Consider the following 22,215-nt stretch of genomic DNA (forward strand, 5'->3'; position numbering starts at 1 on the left):
ACTAAATTTCGTGTTATGAAACAAGCACTCAACGTAGAATCGATCTTATTGAATGAAGTAGATAACGAGAAGTACGTTTACCTTTATCTCGAAGGAGATAACTGGTGTGCTTACGAACGTTCGGCTTATTATCTGGCAAAGGAATTTCCGGTTGTTCTCAACAAGGAAATAGTGCATGATGGTTACGAAGTCATTCTGATGAAGGCTTCTTTCAACATCGATAAAATGCGGCTTCCCCTGTTCCGCTCCGCAGTCCTGAAAAGAGTAGGGGACGATCAGGTTCTTTTCCAGATCCCCGGCCGCATCGACGGTTTTGTGGAGTGGAAAGCGGAACAACTCGACGGGATGCCGGCCTAATTGCCGGCCGGCTCTTCCTTCGGGATCGTGGATGCATTCCCGTTCCTGAACGCCGTATAATGCGGCGACATGATTTCTACTCCGGCTTTGTCGAAATAATCTTGTATGTTCTGGTGCAAATCCGAATAGATGGCCGTCATCTTATCCGCATCCCGGATATAAGCGTTGATCTGGTAGACAGGATAGAAGTCCTCTAAAGACGTTTCGAGGACAAAGGGAGCCGGTTCGGGCATCACACCGGGCGTTGCCAGCGCCGCATCTGTCAGAAGCTGGTGTACTTTCCGCCAGGGCGCATCATACCCGATCGTCACTTCGGAGTGGATGATCAGCCCGTAAGTTCGTGCCGACGAACTGTAATTGACTGTCTGTGACGACATGATAAATGAGTTCGGTATCGTCACGATCTCGTTCTTTATCGTGCGGAGGCGGGTGACGAAGGCCGTCTTTTCAATCACATTCCCCACCGTATCGTTCAGTTTGATCCTGTCGCCTTGCTTGAAGGCACGCATATAAGTGATCACGAATCCGGCAATGATATTCCCGATCACCGTGCTCGACCCCAACGAAACGATCAGACCGACAAAGACTGACACTCCCTGGAACACGCCCGAATTGGCGCCCGGCAAATAAGGATAGATCATGGCAATCATGAACGCGTACAGCAGGAAACGGATAATATGATAGGTCGGCATCGCCCAGTCCGTATAAAATCCATTAATATTCAATCTTCCCGCATCTATTTCCGTGGCCAGGTAGCGGATGCCCCTGATCACATACTTTATAACCAGGCAGATCACGATAATCGTAAAAAGGTTGGGGATGTAATCCAGTATTCCTACCAGGATGCTTTTCACCGGGTTCCAGATGTAATAGGCAATCTTGTAGGCAAGTTCTTTGGTTTGCGGGAAGATCGAGAAGAGGATCGGTATGGTCAGCACCAATAGGATGAACAACAGCAGGTAGCGCAGGATGCTTGCCAGAAAGACCAGCAGCTTTACTTGTTTTTGCGTGTCCAGTATCTCGTAGTTCTGGATCGAGATCGGCTTCAGTTTGGTGTCTTTCAGTAACTCGATCCGTGCTTTCGCCTTTTTATACAGCCACGAAGAGAGGCGAAACAGCAGGTATTGTCCCAACAGCACCAGCACGAAATAAAGGAGTGTTTTCCGGTTTCCCACCAATTTTCGTGAAGCTTGTCTGTTTTTAGTTTGACAACCGTCTCTCGGTGCAATGAGTCCAGTTTCTGGATCTGGCCTGCTTTTAATTTGAATGTGCCGTCTGCTTTCTGTGTGGCGGACGAATCCGTATGGGTCAGGGTTGTATCTGCCTGGAAAATATCCTTGATGACATTCTGCAATTGGGCATTTGCGGTTGTATGCAGAAGCGATAAGAGTAGGAAAAAGCATAAAGCTCTGTACTGTTTCATTTTGGCGTTCGTATTTATTGTTGATTTACATACAACAATATAGAATACGAAACGTTGAAAGGGTGGATAAAAATTCTATCCACCCTTTCCTATGATCCTTTTGTTCCGTCCGCTGTTACCAGGGAGTGATCGTTACGTTACGGAACTCCACTTCTTTACCTTCGCTCTGCAGGCCGATGTAACCTTCTTTTTGCTTGTTCCATCCGGTATTCTGATAAACGCCGTTGATATAAACGTTGATCTTTCCGTCTTTCACGTAGATATTGGCTTCATTCCATTCTCCGGCCGGTTTTTCGCTGCTTGGCGCATTCTTCTTGACAACCGGAAAACCGGGACGGGGTTCGCCCGGCTTGCCCTGATACTGTGCCAGGTCGGAACCGCCCAACAGGACAAAGTCACCTGCACTGCCCAACATCAGGTTACACTCGATTCCGTTCGGGAACGGATTTTTCGGTTCGGCAATCAGCAGGAAGATACCGCTGTTCGCATTCTGGTCGCCGTTCGGCCAACGCCATTCCACGTGCAATTTATAATTGTCGTATTTCTCTTTCGTGTACATATAACCGAAAGGCTGTCCGGTGATCTTGATCACGCCGTCGCTTACGGAATAAACCTGTTCGGGCGGGACTGAATTTTTATCGACAACGAAATTCCAGTTTGAAAGATCTTTTCCGTTGAACAACTTGGTTGTCTTTTGTGCGTTCGCATCACTTCCGAAACACAAAAAGGCGGCAGCAACCGCTGCCATGCAAAGCATTCTTTTTTTCATGGTACTAAATGAATTATATGTGATTAATCAACAATAAGTTTGCGGTAACGAACGCGCTTCGGTTCGGTGTCGCCACCCTGTTTGCGCTTGTATTCTTCGTATTCGGAATAAGTTCCCTCATAGAATACCACATTCGAATCGCCTTCGAACGACAGGATATGCGTACAGATACGGTCGAGGAACCAGCGGTCGTGCGAAACGACAACGGCACATCCGGCGAAGTTCTCCAGACCTTCTTCCAGGGCACGCAGCGTGTTCACGTCGATATCGTTGGTCGGCTCATCCAGCAGCAAAACGTTGGCTTCGGCCTTCAGCGTGATGGCCAGGTGCAGGCGGTTGCGTTCTCCACCGGACAATACGCCGCAAAGCTTCTCCTGGTCGGCTCCAGCAAAGTTGAACCGTGACAGGTAAGCGCGCGAGTTGATCTCTTTGCCGCCTACACGGATAAATTCCTGGCCGCCAGAAACGACCTGGAAAACCGTTTTCTTCGGGTCGATATCCTTGTGTGTCTGGTCTGCATAGCCGACTTTCACTGTTTCGCCTACTTCAAATGTCCCCTTGTCGATGCTTTCCATTCCCATGATCATCTTGAAGAGCGTCGTTTTACCGGCACCGTTCGGGCCGATCACACCAACGATACCGTTAGGAGGGAGCATGAAGTTAAGGTCGTCGAACAGCAGCTTTTCGCCAAAGGCTTTGGCCACATGCTGTGCCTCGATCACCTTGTTACCCAGACGAGGGCCGTTCGGGATAAAGATTTCCAGCTTGGCTTCGCGCTCTTTCTGGTCTTCGTTCAGTAAGGCTTCGTATGAGTTCAAACGGGCTTTACCCTTAGCCTGACGGGCTTTGGGAGCCATGTTGATCCATTCCAGCTCGCGTTCGAGTGTCTTACGGCGTTTGCTGACCTGCTTTTCTTCCATCGCCATCTTCTTAGTCTTCTGATCCAGCCAGGAAGAGTAATTGCCTTTCCAGGGAATACCTTCGCCGCGGTCGAGTTCAAGAATCCATCCGGCCACATGGTCGAGGAAGTAACGGTCGTGCGTGATACATATTACCGTACCCGCATATTGCTGCAAATGCTGTTCCAACCAGTCGATCGATTCGGCATCCAAGTGGTTGGTCGGCTCATCGAGCAGCAACACATCCGGTTGCTGAAGCAGCAGGCGGCATAGGGCCACGCGGCGGCGTTCACCACCGGAAAGCGTATCCACGACCTGGTCTTCGGGCGGACAGCGCAGGGCATCCATCGCCCGTTCCAGGCGGCTGTCGAGGTTCCATGCGTCGGTTGCGTCGATCTTGTCCTGGAGTTCAGCCTGGCGTGCGATCAGCGCATCCATTTTATCCGGATCATCCAGTACTTCGGGGTCGCCGAATTTTTCGTTCACTTCTTCATATTCCTTTAATGTGTCTACGATATCCTGCACACCTTCCTGTACGATCTCTTTTACCGTCTTGCCGGCTTCCAGTTTCGGGTCTTGTTCCAGATAACCCACCGAGTAGCCGGGCGAAAATACAACTTCTCCCTGATATTCTTTTTCAATACCGGCAATGATTTTCAGCAACGTAGATTTACCGGAGCCGTTGAGGCCGATAATCCCGATCTTAGCTCCATAGAAGAAGGACAGATAAATATTTTTCAACACTTGTTTCTGAGGGGGGAAAGTCTTGCTCACACCCACCATCGAGAAAATAATTTTCTTGTCGTCTGCCATATTTTTAAGTATGTATATTATGATTTTTTTTCCAGGACAAACATACATAAATATCTTTAGATTTTAAAATAATTATCCTGCTTCCCCTTGATTCATCTCATTCTTCCTCTTTATTATGCAGATGATTGGGGCGATAACGAACAGGTGGAAGTGTTACTACAGAAAGTATACGGAAAATATACTGTTTCGTTATATGCAGTAAGCCAGCAAGTTCTGTCTCCTATGTGAAAAAATCTGCAAAAAAAATCATTGGAATATTTGCATAATATAAATCAACCCCTTATCTTTGCACCCGCATTACAGAAGTAACGCACCGGATGATTCGCTAGCTCAGCAGGTAGAGCACATCCCTTTTAAGGATGGGGTCCTGGGTTCGAACCCCAGGCGGATCACTGAAACAAGATGAAAAATAAAGTAAATCCCTGATAGTCAATCACTATCGGGGATTTCTTTTTCCCCTCAGTCCACCATTTTAGGCAGATTACAGCAAGAAATACAGGTGAAATAGGTGGACTTTGTTTAGGTCCGATTTTAGTCCACCGAATTGAACTTTACTCTTTGATTCACTGCGTTTTGCGTAACAGGATTTCAGGCTTGAAATAGTATTTTTGAACCATTAAAATTTAAACTTAAAAGTATGGACAGAAACTATTTTTCAATCCTCTTTTTCATCAAGAAGAGTAAGTTATTAAAGAATGGCGAGGCACCGATTTGCCTACGCATCACAATCAATGGCCAACGTGCGGAAGTTCAAATCAAACGCAGTGTCGAGGTTTCCCTGTGGAATAGTAATAAGGAATGTGCGATTGGGAAGGAACGGAAGCATCAGGAACTCAACCACTATCTTGAAACGGTTCGGACAAAAGTACTACGTATCCACAGAGAATTGGAGCAAGACGGCAAACCCATTACCGCCGAAATACTGAAACGCCATTTCTATGGTGAAGGTGAATCTCCAAAAATGTTGCTGGAAGTTTTCAGGGAACATAATAAGAAATACCGTGAGCTTTTGGATAAAGATGTGGTATTGGGTACGGTTTTACGGTATGAGAGAACGGTCCGCTATCTTAAAGAATTCATGAAAGAGAAATATCGTTTCTCTGATATTCCATTGAAGAATATTAATCAGGAGTTTGTGAAAGAGTTCGAGCATTTTATCAAGACGGAGAAAGACTGCGCCCAGAATGCGACAGTCAAGTATCTGAAGAATCTGAAAAAGATAATCCGGAATGCTCTCGTGAACAAGTGGATGGATGATGACCCGTTTGTTGAAATCCGTTTCCACCAGACTGCCAGTAACCGTGAGTTTTTGACGGAAGAAGAATTAAATAAACTGATTGAAAAAGAATTCACAATTCCAAGAATGGAAATAGTCCGTGATATTTTCGTCTTTTGTAGCCTGACCGGACTCGCTTTCACGGATGTGCAACATCTGAAACCGGAGCATATCTTCCGCGACATGGACGGTAGTTATTGGATTCGCAAAACAAGGGAAAAGACAGATAATATGTGCAATATACCTTTACTCGATCTTCCGGTGAAGCTAATTCAGAAATATCAAAACCATCCTGAATGTGTTCGCAAAGGAGTCGTAATACCTGTCCCCTGCAATCAACGGTGTAACAGTTATCTCAAGGAAATAGCCGATGTATGCGGAATTCAGAAGACGCTGAGTACACACATTGCGCGCCATACATTTGCTTGTTTGGCCATTGCAAACAAAGTATCTATGGAGTCGATCGCCAAAATGTTGGGACATACTGATATTAGGACCACAAAAATTTATGCCCGTATATTGGACCGGACGGTTTCTGATGAAATGCAGATACTCAGAGGCAAATTTGCGATATAGACAGCATTAAAAAAGGATTTTATCAATTGTGATAAAATCCTTTTTTAATAATAGACTACTTGTACGACGGATAATAATTATCCTCAAGCAGTTTCAATACATCACTTTCTTTATATAAAACTTTTCCGCCTACCATATAATAGGAAAGAATCCCATTAGTGCGATAATCCTGTAAAGTCCTGCGGCTTATCTTTAAGACCTCAGCCAACTGCTTGTCGGTCATGAACCGTTCGCCATTCAAAAAAGGTCTACAATTTCCGGCCATACTTTCTATATTGGTTAGCAGGAATTCCATTGTTTGAAAGAAAGCAATTACCTGCGGAGTTCTTTCTGTAATAACATCTTCCATTTTTAATTCTATTGATAAGTTACTTTTTTAATTTCTTCAAGCGGTTGTTCTGAACATAAAGCAATAAACGCTCAACATCTTCCGTTTTGTAATACATCTTGTGATTGATTTGTGAATAGGGCAATTTTCCGGTATCGCGAAACATTTGCAAGGTGCGCAAAGAGATATTTAGCCGCAAGCATACATCCTGATTATCGAGTCATGATTCTATACCTTTCATATTACTTTTTCCACAAACTGCATTCGCCTTATTTACAAACGCATCAAACCGATCCATCATTTTTTTAAACAGTCGGGCTTCCATGTAAATCATTTCCATGTGTCTTATTCTCCTTTCTTCTCTTATAATCGTAATCCTTTTGGAGTTTTTATGGTCTTTTCGACGACGATCTTATCACCTTGATTTTCTTGTCGAATATCCGAAAAATGTACTTTCAGCAGATTTACGGCCAATAGCTTCGCCTGTTCCTGTAGCTCGTCCGTCGAATCATAGACTTTCTTCCCTGCAAGTTTTTCTTCTATATCTTCAAAGTTCTCACTAAAACTAAATTCATTAGGATATTCATGAAACATTCCACCTTGCGGATAACCTTTATCCTTTATATATAATAAGACTGCCAGATCATAATTATCAGCACGACTTGACAGGTTTAATCCTGTGTCGTAGCCGGTTAGTTCATGGTAATTCTTTCATGTAGGAGCTAGATTATACGTTTCGGTATCGGTGATATTTCTCAAAGCTGATTTCTCTATGTAAGCATTTTGAGGAATCTCTTCGGGAGTAAAAGCCACGCCAAATTTATTCCCACAGAGATTTATCTTACCTTCCATTAGCGACGGCCAACTACGCAGTTCGTAGATTGTAAGCGTATCACCTTTAAAATCCGAGTTAAAGAAAGGCTCCTCAATGTTCCTTTGCAGATAATTGTTGGATTGGTGCTGCCCAAACAAATCCCTTCCAAAAAGCAATATGCCTTTCTCTGTCTCAATTCCCGTGTAATACTTGTTGCCTTGCCGAAGATCTTCCAGCATTTCGGTGATGTAAGGCGAGTTTATAATCTCTTGCCACGTGGTAGGCGTGAGTATGCGAGTATGGTGTTCGTCCTTTGATAGCGGGTCTGTGTCATTCCATAGACAATAAACCACTTCCGAGATTCGCAGGTTTCGATGGGGCATGACTCCCTGCTCATCCATCGCTTTCTCCAACCGCTGCAAATAATCCTCATTTTTACCTTCGGACAGAGGTGGAACGAACACAAGATCGGGCACATTGTACTGAACTATTCATTCGGTAGGTATTTCTTTTCGATGCAATGCCTTCTCCACATCTTCAAGCATGAAGTCCATCAGCCCCTCGTTACCTTTGCCTTTGGTACTGATATGCACAGGATTTCCGTTTTTGTCGGCTGTCACGTAGACACTTCCGCTGTTCTTGTTTTTTTCTTTTTCCATCTTGGTACTTGATTATAGTTTGATACTTTGTTCCTTTTTCTTAAATGGGCCAGTCTTTGCCACTGCCTGATATTCTGCCTTATCCGGTCGTGAGTTAAGTACAGATACCACTTGCTCCTGTTCTCCCGTCAGTGGTAATCGTTCCGATAGTCTATTCATCAGTCGGTTAAAGTTCCGTAAAGTGGATGTCATTTCCTGACGAACGGTACAGATGCCGTATTTCAATAAGTCAGGCGATGCCTTTTGATAATCCTTCAGACTGAAGCGGAAAACTGCATCCAACGGAGCCACTTCGTAGATGCGGAGTTCTTCAGACTGAACTTTCTTTTTGAAAAAATTGGCTGTTCGCTCTTGCATGAACTTATTTAATGCTTTATCCCCCGCCTGGTCTTTACTAAATAACCATACGGTCTTTCCGAATTCCACTGCTGTACAGGTGGGAAAAGCAGCCAGCCCGTTCCGAATGACATGACCGTCCATACCGAAGCGGTATGCCAACCGATTATAATCTTCATTTTCAGTCAGAGCCGAATGCGCAGCGCTTACTGAGAGAGGCGCAATTCCTCTTTCACAGCAAAAAGCGGCATCACGCAAGCGCACTATTCCCGAAGGATGTATTTTTTCCTGTTTCAGTACCGGACACAATCGTTGTAAATAATCGGCATTATCTGTCGCCCTAATCTCAGGTATTTTGCTTTTGTCACGAAAGTCGAAACGAAACATTCAGTGATCGGGAATAAATTCGCGGTCTACCACATGAAACTGTACATTGTTTTCGATATAGCGTTCAAAACCAGTCTCTCCCTGCCCTCTCAGACTTAAATAGACGGGCTTGTAAAAAGCATCCAGCGTCATATACAGACTACCGCTTTCCGCATGATTCATTTTATTTTCATTCATCATCCTTATAGAATTAATTGTTTCTTCTCTTTTTTAGCCGTGATAGACGGGACATGCTTTACCTGACTCCGTTCCTGTCTCTTATCTATTTCACCGTCCAGTGTACTGAATTCCAAATCTTGCTTCTGATTGCGTTCGATGGTGGACACAACTTTTCTTCCGCTAAGGCTGAACTCCCCGCCATGCAAATGAAACTCGGATTGCAAGATATCAGCTGCCATCACTTTCGCTTCTTTTTGCAGGGCTGTATAACCGAAATCATGGGCCGATAAGGGTGCGTTTTGCCATGCTTTTATGCTATCACCTAACTTCTCAGCCAACTCCCTAAATTCATATTGATAACTGAAAGGATGGAATTTATCCGCTACCACATGACCTGCATATCCGTTTTCCGATATATATAATAAAAAAGCCACATCATAGTTCCGGGGTGAGATACCAAGCGAGAATTCCTTCGTCAAACGGTCGAAGTTGTGAAAATCAGGTCTGATATCGAACTTGTCCTTACACACGGCTCCTTCCAGAACTTCCGGACCAACAAATTTATCAGGAGTAAAACTGACAACGGAACGCCTTAATTGCGTGTCTTCACTCCGCAGATCGGCTTTTGATAGTTTATCTATGCAATTATCCACCAACTCAGCCATCCTTTTGGTTGGCAAATCTATCTCATAGATTCGTAGTGTTTCTTGTATTTTTGTAAGATTGAAAAAGCTGTCCGCAAGGCTTTGCAAATAACTACCTTGTGCCTTTTTTCCTTTCGGAGTATTCGAAAAGAGTAACACACCAGCTTCAGTAGCAATGGCAAATACCCGATTATCGTGTTTCGACGCGTCGGGGTTGTCGAATAAACCAAAGACATCCTTTGGTTTACTCCGTTTCAAAAGGGATAAGATTCTTTTTAGGATTGACATAAGCCATTATTTAATGAATATCAATCGCAAAGAAAAGCATTCGCCAACCGAACTACAAGACAGGCGACATGTAAGTCTGTCTTTGGCGTTAGTTGGCGAATCCACCTATTATGCCAATCGTTCTTCCAACATGCGGTTGTAGCTGTTACGCAACGAGTCGATGAAAGGAGTTGTGTCCGTGCAACGGTCAAATACCTTTCCACGCTTTGTGTAGAGGGCATTGACCTTAAGATGAAAAGCTTCCTCAAAAACTTTAATCACATCCACAACTGTAACTTTTTTTCCTCCCGTTGAACCAATTGTTCCTGCTGCCATCAATGCTGCTACCAATTCTATCAAATCACTATCTGTACCATTCCATGTCAGTGCAACAGTTCTTTTTCTATTTCCACCTTCCGGTTGATGCTTTATCTGGATTACGGATGACAATTTATTCTCCATATAGAAGTCTTTAATTATCTGAATTTCTGCATCCAGCACTGCGAGTGATTTATTGATATATACATCATAGAGTATATGTCTCCCTTCAGTCATGGCATCACAAGCTTTTTTCAGGAAAGTCAATTCAATTTTCGTATAGTTGAGCCTGCGCAAGTGTCCAATACGGTCGTCATCTGCAATTTCTGCAAGCAGAGATACGAATTCTTCATAAGCAATAGACAGTTCACCGGGAGCAAGTTCCTTCTGATTCTGATAGGAGGTAAACATTGCAATCAAAGTAGTCTCAATCAATATTCTCATGGGCTTTCATTTTTTAGTTTTACAAACTTTTTATTCTCAGCCTGCTGACATATAAATAAAGAGACAATAGTTGTGCCGTTAAATTTCAAATAGTAATATGACTATTTATCAGTATATTGCAGTTTTTACAAATAGTATATGTCTTGATGGAACATGTCCATCAAGACACTTTGTGTCCGGTATTTGAACTCTTTTTATTCTATATGATATTTCTTCATTCTTGCATAGAGTGTACTCCGTGCAATTCCCAAAAGTTTGGCAGCCTTACGCTTGTTATTACCAGTGACTACAAGCATTTTGACAATTGCTTCCCGCATCATGCGTCCATTATCCAAAGGTTTGGATTCAGTTGGCTTGTCATCCATTTGTATAATAAGTTCTCCGGACGTAATCCATTCGCTTTTAGCCAACAAAACCGCACGGCGAATCACGCCACGTAATTCACGAAGATTTCCTGTCCAGGCATATTTTTTAAATATCTGTTGTACTTCACAATCAAAGCCCTTAATATCTTTTTCAAACTCTTTATTGGCCAACCTTAAAAAGAATTCAGCTAATGGTAATATATCTTCTGGACATTCAGCTAACGAGGGTATATAAATCGGGAATTCGTTTAGTCGATGAAAGAAATCCTCCCTAAACCGCCCTTCTGCTATAGCTTTTTCTAAATTCTCATTGGTGGCGGCCAACAAACGGATATCTGCTTTAACTTCTTCTTTACCTCCCACAGGTCTGTATTTTTTCTCCTGCAAAAATCGAAGCATGAGCCTTTGTACATCCAATCCCAAATTGCCAATCTCATCCAAGAATAATGTTCCGTGATTGGCAGCAGCCAATAATCCGGTTTTGTTTTCAGTTGCCCCGGTAAAAGCTCCTTTTACATATCCAAACAATTCCGATGCTGCTAATTCTTTAGGTAACGTACCACAATCTACAGCTATAAAAGGGGCATTTGACCTTTTGCTCATGGCATATATCTGTCGGGCTGCATATTCTTTTCCTGTTCCTGATTCACCACGCAATAATATTGTCAGCGATTCTACCGGAGCCGCAACCCGTATATATTCTTGTGTCTTTAATGCCAGCGGACTTTTCCCATAATAGTAGACAAACGGACTTTTCGAAGTTTTTTCGCTTTCAATAAAGAGATCATCTATAATATTCAATACTTTTTCAGATTGTATTGGCTTGATTAAATAATTATCCACTCCTCTCTTTATGGCATCTACTGCCTTTTCTATATTTCCAAATCCAGTCATAATAAGGAATGGTATTCTATAGCCATTTGCACGCATCCAGCTAAATAACTCCATGCAATTTCCTCCTGGTAGGTTAAAATCCGATAATATCAGATCTATCTTTTGGCCCAGCACAAATTCCTTCGCAGCACTAATTGACAAGACATATCGAGCATTCATCCCGTTTTTTATCAACCAGTTGGTTATTATGCGAGCGTACGTTCTTTCATCTTCCACGACCAATACCGTTTTCATGATAATTTTTCATGCAATTCATCCGTTGCTTGCCATTAATTGCTATAAATCTTTTATTCCAGTTCAGAGGCAACAATGCCGATTGTCCGCAATGCGTCAATTATATTCTCAGCAGTAATTCCTTGACTTTCTATCCGCAAAACCTTTTCCCAATCTTCAAAATCCACATTCCATTTGTGAATACAGGACTTATGAACAAACAGTACTCCTATCCGCTCAATATCTTTCTCCGTTCTGACAGAGGTTCTGAATATTAAAATTTCATCACTCATCCTATTGCTATAACCTTGATTTTTTTTTCGTAATTGCATGGAAGTATTGGATACCACATACAACATAATCGCAAATAATACTTTTTTGATTTTTGTAGTTTAATTATTGTTGATTTCTTTTGTCTGCTATGCAGAAAAAAGAAACAAAGATAAGAGGTGAATTTGTAGATATTTTGAATTTAAGAGAGACTAATCGTACCATATTTTTTTTTATGGGATGAGTTCTGTAATTCATTTGCCTTGTATTTTAAAAAGAAACGGCTACCACACTTCCTACCGTAAGTACTTGCAAAAGCCTTGTCTTTAGAGGAATGGGAGATTTCATCAAGTTGTAGTCGAAAAAAAACTTTATTCCTAAGTTTTGCTTTGCCCGAAAGGTAAGCGAGCAGCCTGTTCCCATACTAATACTTCCTTTCTTGCCAATAGTGATAGTAGTAAATGTGCATTCGGGGAGATAGGTGTAGCCTGCCAACAATTTACTACCAACCATCCATCGGGAAGAGAAAGGATAGGAAAAATAAGCGCCTGCATAGCCGGAAATCATATCCAACGATTCATTTTGCGCTTCATTATTGAGAATAACAGGCATATTGGCTATGGTGAGCCGTCCACCTATTCCGATATACGGATTGAAGAAATAAGCGCCCTCAATTCCCGCATTACTACCCGTTGAAAGAGCGATCCCGGAATTATCTATCAACCGATGACGCCCCGGCAGAGTATTAAATCCCAGATAGATGCCCAGAAAAGAAGGTTTGCTGAACCTGTCGAAAGTTGTCTCAGTGGAAAAACGACGAATACCTTTCTCTTTAAATATCAAGTCGGCAAGGTAATAGCCCAATTCAGTAGAAAGTATTCCTATGCCAGCGCCTACCATCACATCACTAAGCCAATGTTTGTTGTTCATCATCCGGCTCAATCCGGTGGCAGTTGCCACTGAATAAGCCCCAATACTGTACCATGGACTTCGTCCGCCATATTCTTTGCTCAACATGGTGGCAGTCATAAAGGCGGTAGCCGTATGCCCGGACGGAAAGGAATGGTTATTAGAGCCATCGGGACGCATCACTTTGGAAGTTGTCTTCAACGAATTAACCGCCGCAGCCATGAGAACCACCGAAAAAGCGTCCGAGGCAAGCATTCTTCCCCACGAGCTACGCCCTTCTACACCTCCCGCTTTCATTCCGAGCATAACGGCAGCTGGAAGGTATTGCAGATAATCATCGTACCGCTTTCTGAATACAGGCAAGTATTCATTCCGCAGGCTACGAAAATGCTTATCTTTATTCTTAACCAGCAACCCTCCGGCAATAAGCGGCACACCGATATAAGTCATCTGGTAAATTCTTGATCCTGTTGCTTTATCCACTGTCTGCCGAAAAGAATTTGACTTTGTTAATGATACGCCAGAGTGTATAAGTTGTATAGGCGGAATACTATCTGATGCTTGCAGCATGTCGGATATACCGCATAAAAGAAGCAGGATAAACAACCTCATGCTCTCAACATTTGTACGATAAAACGATGCAGTCCTTCCTTGTATTCATACCTTATGGTCCATCCATGAGAATCGCAAATCGCTTTCACGATAGCCAACCCCAAACCGTTACCTTTTACCTTTTCGGAAGTGCGGTTGAAGCGACGGAACAACAGTTCTGTATTTAATTCGCCTTCCGATGAAGTGTTGGAAACGGTAAGGCAATCTGAACGAAGGGAAACGAATATTTCCCCATCCGGTGTGTTATGACGCACGGCATTCACAACCAGGTTATTAATCAGACTCTCAACCAATGTCCGGTTCGCACGAGTAAAAACAGGTGTTTCCGGAATCTGTTTATGCACCGTTATCCCACCGGTCAGTTTATCCAGTAGAGGCAGTATCTCGTTTAGTATCTGCGCGAGGTCTATTACTTTGGTTTGCAGATATTGTCGGTTCTCTATCTTGACAAGCAGCAGCAGGCTCTTATTCAGGCGGGAAAGTCGCCGGGACGAATCATATATATTCTGCACGATGTGCGCCTGCTCCTCGGTTAATTCTCCCAATTGCATCAATGAATCCAGTTGGCTCTGAATCACTGCCAGCGGAGTTTGCAATTCATGCGAGGCATTCTCGGTGAACTCTTTTTGCATCTGGTAAGTGTGAAGACTGTTTTTCATCAGCTGGGTAAGCGTCACGTTCAGACGGGTAAATTCTTTCACGTCATTGGGGGTGAATTCGGGTATCTCACCCCCTTCCAGTGAAAAGCGTTCCAAGCGGGCCAGTGTGTCTTCAAACGGAATCCACAAGCGTCTCGTTATGAAACGAACCATCAGTATCAGCGAGACAGCTAGCACGCAGAAGATAAATATGAACTGCATCATGATACCGAACATCACGTGATGCTCCGCCAAACTATGGTTCATGTAATAGTGCTTCGTCAGAAAGTAAAAGACGGGGAGGAAGAGCACCAACAGGGCAACCACACAATACGTAAATTGCGTAAGACTTTTACGCATCAGGCATTTCATTCGTTCCATTTGTAACCTATTCCATAAAGATTTTTAATACAGTTCTTACAACCGGCATGAGCAAGTTTTGCTTTCAGATTTTTGATATGCGCATAAATAAAATCCTGATTGTCGAGCATATCCGCCATATCACCACTCAGGTGTTCGGCAAGGGCGCTTTTGGTAATCACCTGGTTACGATTGCTGATAAAGAAGAGCAGTAGCTCGTATTCGGATTTGGTAAGCACGATGGATTGTCCGTTCACTTTCACTTCCTTACTTAAAAGATCAATGGTAATGGATTGACTGGTTAGCAGGTTATTGCCCGAAAAATGTCGTCCACGGATAACAGAGTACACTCTGACACTGAGTTCTGACAGATGGAAAGGCTTGGGCAGATAATCGTCCGCCCCGATTTTGATACCATTGATCTTATCGTCCAGCGAATCTTTGGCAGAGACGATGACAACACCCGTCGGATTCGTTTTCTGTTTGATAACTTGCAGGATATCCAGTCCGTTACCACCCGGTAGCATCAGGTCGAGCAGAATGCAATCATAGTCATAGAGCGTCACTTTCTCTATGGCATCATCAAACGTATATGCCTGTTCGCACCGGTAATCCTCTTTAGAGAGGTAGTTGGCTATATTTTGAGACAAGGTGCGTTCGTCTTCGATAATTAATAGTTTCATAAAGATGTAATTAATCAATTGAATGAAATTTATTTCGTATCCAGCCCGGTAACAGGCTGATTCCGGCAAATAGATAGAGATAAAAGGTTATTATCCGCCAGCAACAAGTGATGAGAAAAACGACTCCTGCCGTGCCCACCAAGTCGTTGTAACAGGTGGAGAACAGATATTCGCTCACTCCACTTCCCCCTGGTGTGGGGCTGATTGTCATCACAATCCACAAGATAAACTGCCTAGCAAAAACGAGTGGCTGTTCACCCAAAGGGATAAACGGCAGGAACAACGCGCAAACCACCAGAAAACGCGACGACCAGGCAGCCAATGTAGCAATCCCGGCTTTCATCCAAAAAAGGAGTGACCAGTCAGCCATTTGTCTCGAACTGAGCTGCAAATTCTTGGTAAACTCTTCCGCTTTACTTGTCCAACGGTTCAATAATGGCATGCGGAACAACCGGTAAATAATTCCACCTATTACTTGGGGACGCTTGAAAAGAGCCGCATAAAGTACAATAGTCCAGGCTATGATCAACAGATAAATAATTGCAAATGTAATATGCAATCCCGTAATTCCTACGGATGTACCGAATAATTTTTCTTCGGGGAAGATTAAAAAAAGCAAAGGACAAACAACTACCAGACAAAGCTCATCCAGAAACAAAGTAGACATCATTACTGCGGTTCCTTTACCTGCCGGAACGCCTTCCGCTTTCAAAAACAAAACGATCAACCCCGAACCGCCTACCGCTGAAGGGGTAATTGCGGAAGTAAATTCACACAATAAATTTGTGTGAAAAGCCTGTCGCCAGGATAGTTTGTCCTGTCCACACATCAACCGGAACCGCCACATCATACTCAAATCTCTCATCACTATAAAGTGAAAAGCCAGTATAATACATGCTCCTTCCACCCATGTAAACCGGAATTGCCCCCATGCTTCCGAATAAAACTCCTGATAGAATAATATACCCGTCACGGCAATGCCTATCAGCAAAGGAATCATGAGCCGAAAAACGCGGAGCGATCCCCGTTGTTTCTTAGTCATCATATCGACTGCCATATTTTCTATTTCCATTGGTGATAGCGATGTATGATGTGCGTATATCTGTCGAGTACTTCATCCATGATGTCGCTCCATGAGCGGGAGATGGATTGTGAAGCGGCAAGTCCCACCTGCCGGATTTGCTCCGGGTGATCCGTCAGATTACGGATAAGTAAGGCAAAATCATGCGTATTATCAGCCGAAAGGAACCCATTCTCTCCATGCCGGACAATCTCCGCAGAGGTGGAGCCTTGCAACAGAACGGAAGGTGTTTGCATCGCGGCCGCTTCACGTATCACAAGCGGAGCATTGTCATAGAAAGAGGGAAACAGGAAAAGATCCGCTGCCGCATAATAACTTTTCAAACGGTTACGGTCCGTAATGGAACCGATAAAAACAATACGGGAAGCGAGTCCAAGCTTCTCTACCAGTTGTTTTATTTCCTTTTCAGCATATCCCGTGCCGATAAAAAACATGCGGAACGGTATATCCCTTAGTGTGGATAGCGCATTGAGCAGAAACGCAATATTCTTCTCCCAGATATGCTGCCCGACAAAGAGGAAAGTAAATTCATTAGCACGTAGTCCTAACCGGCGTCTGGCAAGCAGGCGAAATTGCTCCGGAGATTCTTCCACACGGAAATCACTTCCATTATCAACTACTTCGACCGGCCCCTTATAACCGTATTCACGCAGTGTATCCTCCACGGCAGGCTGAGGTATCCAGACTTCATCGGCCATCTCGTAAAATCGGACAATGCGACGGATCATGTAATCTACCATGGATTGGTTGGGAATAATCCGTTCGAAATCGTCCCGAAACTTGGAATGGAAAGTGGCAACGAGTGGAATGTTTTGCCTTTGGGCGATCCGCTTGGCAAGTGTACCGGAAGAAAACGGGCAATGCGCATGAAGCAGTCCGAAAGGAGTTTGAGCCATTCGGCGGTTAAAAGGCCAGTCCACTTGCGGAATCCCGATACGATAAGGCTTCCTCATCGGAATGGGTAAAGAAGAGTAACGGTAAACAGGATAGGGTTGACTATCCTGACAACGTGGTGATTTAGTAGTAACAACGCATACATTTCCAGTTTTCCGGTGGAGCCAGTGGGCATAGTTCATCACAGCGACCGAAACTCCATCCATAATAGGTGGAAAACAATCATTAAAAATACCGATCAGAGACGGGGCATTTGTTTCTTGTCGTAGATTATCAAGTTTGTTCATATATCAATTATTAGTGTTCTATAAACGATCAGAATGAGAATCGAAGTGCTACCCGGAAACCACTTTTTTGAATACCCGGATCATTCAGGTAGGTCAGCCTTCGATAATAATCGATGCGTAGTATCTTGAAGATATTGTCCAGTCCGATACTGGCTTCCATATAGGGCGTTTTACCAAGCGGTCTTGTCCCTTCGGGAAGCATAAACAGTCCTGGAGTAAGCGCCGGATTATTCTTGTCAGTCAATCCACCATAGATCATATTAAAGGAAACGACTTCCCTGAACCGGAGCCAGTTAATGATAGGAATACGGTTCAATATCCATCCTTTCAAGTAATAAGTGGCATTAAACGACACGTATTGGTCTGCCACAAACTCCAACGCGTTCATCAAATGAAATGATTCCGGCTGGATGGTGATGGACTGGTTGGCATTCGGTAATATTAATAATGGGAAAGGAACTTTACTCCATACTTTTCCAGCCTTCGCCTGTACATCCAGTCTGCCGAACGAAGATAGCCAGATATGCTTTTCAGCACTGACCTCGGTATGGTGGTAATTATAGTCTCCACCCAGGACTCCCTTTATTCCTATTTGGTGGGATAGTTTGAATACCGGGGCGTCTTTGGAGAGATTGAAGGACGAACCTTTTCCCGCACGACCGTTGTAAAGGCGTTCTCCCTGAGCGAAACGGAGTTGCGTCCCTATTTCGGCAGTCGTAAAATCTTTTAAAAGATGCAGATTACCAGCCGCATCCCGCTCCATATACCGGAGCGTTCCGGCAGCTTCACTATTCTGGTAAAGCATCCACGATTTCCAAGTAAGCCCGTTTAACCACTCCTTTTCATATTGCAGCACGCTTTTACGGATATACTGCATTTTGGTTATCGGTTCACCTACCTTCCAAGCAAGAAACAAGTTATCTTTGCTCGTAAAAAGAAAGTCCTGTCCGGGTGTATAGAGATCGTACTCATACATAAATGACAGGTTATTGAGCGGGCTTTCTCCTTCAAAATAGAGTTTCTTATTAAAGCTATGAGTCAGTTTGAGATTGTATTTTGGTTTCCGATCTTTGAAACCGTATGCCAGATAACCACTGGCGAACCAATACGGGTTGAGATTGGCGGTCGTCATTCCTCCCGCACGCAGGCGCAGTCCTTCTATACGGTTTGCACTAATGGTGTTATACATGGGGCCGAAATCGAACTTTGTCTTTTTCTTATCACCATCCGTCGGAATGTATCCGGTAATCAGTATCTCCGCGGTCTTTTTAATGGCATGAAAGACGGGTATCTTTCGCAGTCTCGCCAACAAATCTCCCACTGCGTCCTCTTTCTCTTTCAAGGGTATGGGACGATTGTGTTGCCAGAATGTATCCGGTTGCTCAACAGCCTCCGGACTGACATGGACGGTTCCCAACAATCCGAAAACGGAATCGGCTTTCTGTACCTGGAAATCGTATTTGTCATAATTCCGCAGATGATGAGCATGTAGTTTCTGTACGCCTTTCACTATGTAAAAATTAATAAAGGTATTCTCCTTGCTGACTATCCAGGTGCTATCAGGCATTTGCTTAAATTCTTGTTCTATACGCAGTTGGTCCACCCAATTCAGATTGATATCGGTAGGAGTATTCAGCAGTACCTTTTTTATGGAATAACGGCCATCTTGTGTGATGTAGAGATGTCCGGTAAAACCATAGCTCTGGCGGTTCACGGGCACAAAAGCCAAGTCGATGCAGGGATCGCCGGCCACATCGAGCGTGTCCATTATATAATACTGGTAGTAGTTCACGGCTTGTGTAGAAGATAGCGGACTGACGAAACGATTTAGTAAAATAGGGATGTTATTATCGAATATATTGACCGTTTTGAATATTTCTTCCAGATTGGAAGTAATCCCTACACCGTCATCCACCCCGTAGTCAATACCTTGCATACGTTTGGCCTTTACGAGCGTCTTTGCCACTTTGGGACTTTTCCGGTAATATACATCCGACAGTTTCTCACGAACGGAGACGGTCAGGATCGGTTTCCCGTTGAACGCCGAGGTATCCACATAATTCTGGATAAATTTGAACTTGCGGAGCAATTTGTTCTTATCCAGATTGGGTTTGAAGTCATCCAGCGATAAGACCAACTTCTCATAAACCTCGGCTTGATATTTGTCTTTAGACTCAATACGATTTTCATTCTTATGCTCGATTACTTTTTTGATTAATTCCACTGCCGGATTATCTTTACGACGGTATTTTTCCCTCTTTGGTTTCACCACGACTTCAGATAGTTGGAACACGGCAGGTTGGAGCAGCAATTCCAGTCCTTCATTCTTTTGTCCTGCTTTTAAAGAGATTGTTTTTGGATTATATTCCAGAGAAGATGCGGAGAGTTTCAAATGTTTTCCTTTATGTTGTAGAGTGAATCTTCCGTTTTCATCGGTTAGCATCCCTATTGTAGTACCTTCAAAATACACGGAAACAAAAGGCAAAGGTTCACCGGAAATGGAATCTTTTACCATACCCGACACCGAGGTTACGTTTTGAGCATGTACCGTAGAAAAAGCAGACGCGGCTGTATGAAACAGGGACAGAAGCATAAAATATCTGATTGTTATCTTCATATCTTCTTTACTGATGTTTCTGATTCAATTAATTCGCAAACCTGTTGATATTCACCGATAAGCTCCTTCATCATCTCTTTGACTGTAACGATACGCTCGACTCTGAAAGCATTTGAACCGGCAAAAGCAAATCCTTTTTCAAAGTTTCCTTTATAAGCATGATACAAAGCGAGTGCAATGCAATAAGGGCTCGTTTTACTGTCGCAAGTCCTGATGCAATGAAACGGACAGCATCCGGGATGTTCCGTACCGTCCTCCACTCTCTGTAAAAAAGGAGTGCGAATAGCCCGCCCAGGCATTCCTACCGGACTTTTAATAATCTTAATATCTTGTTGCCGGGAACTGACATACAATCTTTTAAAAGCATCGGCTGCATCACATTCGGTGGTTGCAACAAAGCGGGTTCCCATCTGAATGCCGGAAGCTCCCAGTTCCAACATGCGGTACATGTCTTTTCCCGTATAGATACCTCCGGCTGCTATGACGGGAATGTTTTTGTGATACATTTCCTCAAAAGCAGAAATTTCAGCTATCACTAAAGGCAATTGGGCTTCCAGTGAAAAAGTCGCATCTTCCAACTGAGACTCTTTATATCCCAGATGGCCACCTGCTTTCGGGCCTTCAAGCACTATCGCATCAGGAAGATACTGATAGGTAGTTATCCATTTCTGACAAATCAATTTCGCGGCCCGGGCAGAAGATACGATAGGAACTAATTTAGTGGAACAATCCTCCGTAAGAAAAGAGGGTAAGTCTAACGGGAGTCCGGCTCCACAGAATATAATATCCACTTTTTCTGCTATACTGGTTTTTACCAGTTCTACGAAGTTGGTAAGTGCCACCATGATATTCACGCCGATGATACCGTCCGACTTTTCCCGTGCCTTGTGTATCTCTTCTGTCAGGCCACGGTTTCCGGCTTCCACAAAACTATCGGAAGCCTTGGCATATAAAAGACTAAGTCCGGTAGCGGAAATAACTCCGATGCCACCTTCGTTGGCTACTGCCGCAGCCAAGCCCGATAAAGAGACACCGACTCCCATTCCTCCCTGAATAATAGGAAGGCGGGGCATTAAATTACCTATTTGCAATGTTCTCATTGAGTGTTTTTTTATTCTTTTTGTCCTTTATGTAGAAATCTGGGGGCGAAAGTAGAGAGGGATTTTGTAGACAATTTGAATTTTACAAAGGGGAGAGAGCATGCAGAATTCTTTTATTATATGATAACATACATTTGAAGAAAATGACTACTTATTAATATGGATAGATTTCAACTTGAAATAGCATTCTGGAACATTATTATCTTCTAATTAATCCAGTCGGCACAGCCAGCCCCGAATCTTGCCGTATTTCAGTTCTCTTTTTCCCCATATAACGATTTCCTCATTTTTATCACCCTGTCAATGACTTCACCTTGCCGTAGTTCAGGGTGCGAAGCTACGTCCAGGGCCCCTAAAAATCTGCAAGCCCGCTTCGCGCCCTACGGGTTTTGGCGAAAATTTTTCAATCCGTCCAGCAGGGCGGTTGAAAATTTTTCACCAAAAGCCTTGCATATTTTCTCCCCGTCCGTATCTGCCCCCTGAAACGAGCAAGGTGAAGCCACCGACAAGGCATAAAAAAAAAGTCAATGTTATGAAAAAGAGAACTGAAATACAGCAAGATTTGAAACGAGGCTTCGGCTCCGCTCCAACTGGCATAAAAAAATGGGTGAAGTGGCTGGCGGTCGGCTTCGTGGTGTATGTGGCGATGCGTTTTGTGTGTGCCTTTGTGGGTGGTTTGTTGCCCATGTTGGGAGTTTTGGCGGTGGTGGTCTTCCTCATCCGTGCCGTGTGGCGCATCCTTTCCGTTTTCGTTTCCCTTTGCGTGCTTGCTCTTTTGCTCATTCTTTTTTGCGTGATACTCTGACTGATTATTAATCCCTTT

The 22,215-nt window shown here is 43.7% G+C and carries 20 protein-coding genes, 1 tRNA gene and 3 pseudogenes; 4 read left to right on the forward strand and 20 right to left on the reverse strand.

Going from position 1 to position 22,215, the window contains the following annotated elements; genetic code table 11:
- Nucleotides 1-15 precede the first annotated feature (15 nt).
- Complete coding sequence (locus tag HMPREF1212_RS08875) at nt 16-357, forward strand: hypothetical protein (RefSeq protein ID WP_028728137.1); 342 nt, start codon at nt 16-18, stop codon at nt 355-357.
- Here the strand turns inward: HMPREF1212_RS08875 and HMPREF1212_RS08880 are convergent.
- From HMPREF1212_RS08880 to ettA, 3 genes and pseudogenes are all read right to left on the reverse strand, one after another.
- Nucleotides 354-1,780: pseudogene (locus tag HMPREF1212_RS08880) on the reverse strand (mechanosensitive ion channel family protein). The gene HMPREF1212_RS08875 and the pseudogene HMPREF1212_RS08880 overlap by 4 nt on opposite strands.
- Before the next feature lie 115 nt (nt 1,781-1,895).
- Nucleotides 1,896-2,549: a 3-keto-disaccharide hydrolase gene (locus tag HMPREF1212_RS08885; RefSeq protein WP_046149118.1), complete on the reverse strand. Its 654-nt coding sequence runs from the start codon at nt 2,547-2,549 to the stop codon at nt 1,896-1,898.
- A gap of 23 nt (nt 2,550-2,572) precedes the next feature.
- Nucleotides 2,573-4,261, reverse strand: a complete 1,689-nt coding sequence (gene ettA / locus HMPREF1212_RS08890) for an energy-dependent translational throttle protein EttA (RefSeq protein ID WP_028728134.1) — start codon at nt 4,259-4,261, stop codon at nt 2,573-2,575.
- A 319-nt stretch (nt 4,262-4,580) separates the two neighbouring features.
- Here ettA and HMPREF1212_RS08895 point away from each other — a divergent pair.
- Nucleotides 4,581-4,653: transfer RNA gene (locus HMPREF1212_RS08895), tRNA-Lys, on the forward strand.
- A gap of 245 nt (nt 4,654-4,898) precedes the next feature.
- On the forward strand, nt 4,899-6,113 hold the full coding sequence (locus tag HMPREF1212_RS08900; protein ID WP_046149119.1) for a site-specific integrase: 1,215 nt from the start codon (nt 4,899-4,901) through the stop codon (nt 6,111-6,113).
- Nucleotides 6,114-6,168: 55 nt separating this feature from the next.
- Here the strand turns inward: HMPREF1212_RS08900 and HMPREF1212_RS08905 are convergent, their stop codons facing one another.
- The 17 genes and pseudogenes from HMPREF1212_RS08905 to HMPREF1212_RS08980 form a co-directional block, all read right to left on the reverse strand.
- On the reverse strand, nt 6,169-6,462 hold the full coding sequence (locus HMPREF1212_RS08905; protein ID WP_046149120.1) for a helix-turn-helix domain-containing protein: 294 nt from the start codon (nt 6,460-6,462) through the stop codon (nt 6,169-6,171).
- A 19-nt stretch (nt 6,463-6,481) separates the two neighbouring features.
- Nucleotides 6,482-6,649 (reverse strand): annotated as a pseudogene (locus tag HMPREF1212_RS26965) (helix-turn-helix domain-containing protein); the annotation flags it as partial.
- Nucleotides 6,650-6,804: 155 nt separating this feature from the next.
- Nucleotides 6,805-7,656, reverse strand: a pseudogene (locus HMPREF1212_RS08910) (DUF6047 family protein).
- A 90-nt stretch (nt 7,657-7,746) separates the two neighbouring features.
- A complete protein-coding gene (locus HMPREF1212_RS27285; protein ID WP_232430066.1) occupies nt 7,747-7,914 on the reverse strand; it encodes a hypothetical protein in 168 nt (55 codons plus the stop codon).
- A 12-nt stretch (nt 7,915-7,926) separates the two neighbouring features.
- Nucleotides 7,927-8,637: a DUF6047 family protein gene (locus tag HMPREF1212_RS08920; protein WP_046149121.1), complete on the reverse strand. Its 711-nt coding sequence runs from the start codon at nt 8,635-8,637 to the stop codon at nt 7,927-7,929.
- Nucleotides 8,638-8,817, reverse strand: a complete 180-nt coding sequence (locus HMPREF1212_RS08925) for a hypothetical protein (protein ID WP_046149122.1) — start codon at nt 8,815-8,817, stop codon at nt 8,638-8,640.
- Nucleotides 8,818-8,819: 2 nt separating this feature from the next.
- Complete coding sequence (locus HMPREF1212_RS08930) at nt 8,820-9,698, reverse strand: DUF6047 family protein (protein ID WP_232430067.1); 879 nt, start codon at nt 9,696-9,698, stop codon at nt 8,820-8,822.
- Nucleotides 9,699-9,836: 138 nt separating this feature from the next.
- Nucleotides 9,837-10,469 carry an RteC domain-containing protein gene (locus tag HMPREF1212_RS08935; RefSeq protein ID WP_046149124.1) on the reverse strand — a complete coding sequence of 211 codons (633 nt, stop codon included), beginning with the start codon at nt 10,467-10,469 and terminating at the stop codon, nt 9,837-9,839.
- Nucleotides 10,470-10,663: 194 nt separating this feature from the next.
- Complete coding sequence (locus tag HMPREF1212_RS08940) at nt 10,664-11,962, reverse strand: sigma-54-dependent transcriptional regulator (protein WP_046149125.1); 1,299 nt, start codon at nt 11,960-11,962, stop codon at nt 10,664-10,666.
- A gap of 53 nt (nt 11,963-12,015) precedes the next feature.
- The gene (locus HMPREF1212_RS08945) at nt 12,016-12,234 is read right to left on the reverse strand and encodes a hypothetical protein (RefSeq protein WP_046150303.1); all 219 of its coding nucleotides are present in this window, start codon (nt 12,232-12,234) and stop codon (nt 12,016-12,018) included.
- A gap of 247 nt (nt 12,235-12,481) precedes the next feature.
- Nucleotides 12,482-13,603 (reverse strand): phosphatase PAP2 family protein, encoded by a 1,122-nt coding sequence (locus tag HMPREF1212_RS08950; protein WP_232430068.1) that lies wholly within the window; start codon nt 13,601-13,603, stop codon nt 12,482-12,484.
- Nucleotides 13,604-13,728: 125 nt separating this feature from the next.
- A complete protein-coding gene (locus HMPREF1212_RS08955) occupies nt 13,729-14,751 on the reverse strand; it encodes a sensor histidine kinase (protein ID WP_052724955.1) in 1,023 nt (340 codons plus the stop codon).
- The gene (locus tag HMPREF1212_RS08960; protein WP_046149127.1) at nt 14,739-15,413 is read right to left on the reverse strand and encodes a response regulator transcription factor; all 675 of its coding nucleotides are present in this window, start codon (nt 15,411-15,413) and stop codon (nt 14,739-14,741) included. Before HMPREF1212_RS08960 ends, HMPREF1212_RS08955 begins: the two co-directional genes overlap by 13 nt.
- A 10-nt stretch (nt 15,414-15,423) precedes the next feature.
- On the reverse strand, nt 15,424-16,485 hold the full coding sequence (locus HMPREF1212_RS08965) for a lysylphosphatidylglycerol synthase transmembrane domain-containing protein (protein ID WP_232430069.1): 1,062 nt from the start codon (nt 16,483-16,485) through the stop codon (nt 15,424-15,426).
- A complete protein-coding gene (locus tag HMPREF1212_RS08970; RefSeq protein ID WP_046150306.1) occupies nt 16,476-17,630 on the reverse strand; it encodes a glycosyltransferase in 1,155 nt (384 codons plus the stop codon). Before HMPREF1212_RS08970 ends, HMPREF1212_RS08965 begins: the two co-directional genes overlap by 10 nt.
- Before the next feature lie 73 nt (nt 17,631-17,703).
- Nucleotides 17,704-20,292 (reverse strand): DUF5686 and carboxypeptidase-like regulatory domain-containing protein, encoded by a 2,589-nt coding sequence (locus tag HMPREF1212_RS08975; RefSeq protein ID WP_046149128.1) that lies wholly within the window; start codon nt 20,290-20,292, stop codon nt 17,704-17,706.
- On the reverse strand, nt 20,289-21,392 hold the full coding sequence (locus HMPREF1212_RS08980; RefSeq protein ID WP_046149129.1) for an NAD(P)H-dependent flavin oxidoreductase: 1,104 nt from the start codon (nt 21,390-21,392) through the stop codon (nt 20,289-20,291). Before HMPREF1212_RS08980 ends, HMPREF1212_RS08975 begins: the two co-directional genes overlap by 4 nt.
- Nucleotides 21,393-21,924: 532 nt before the next feature.
- On the opposite strand from HMPREF1212_RS08980, the gene HMPREF1212_RS08985 reads away from it, so the two are divergent.
- Complete coding sequence (locus tag HMPREF1212_RS08985; protein WP_046149130.1) at nt 21,925-22,197, forward strand: membrane protein; 273 nt, start codon at nt 21,925-21,927, stop codon at nt 22,195-22,197.
- Nucleotides 22,198-22,215 lie beyond the last annotated feature (18 nt).

The organism is Parabacteroides sp. HGS0025, assembly GCF_000969845.1.
GTDB lineage: Bacteria > Bacteroidota > Bacteroidia > Bacteroidales > Tannerellaceae > Parabacteroides > Parabacteroides gordonii.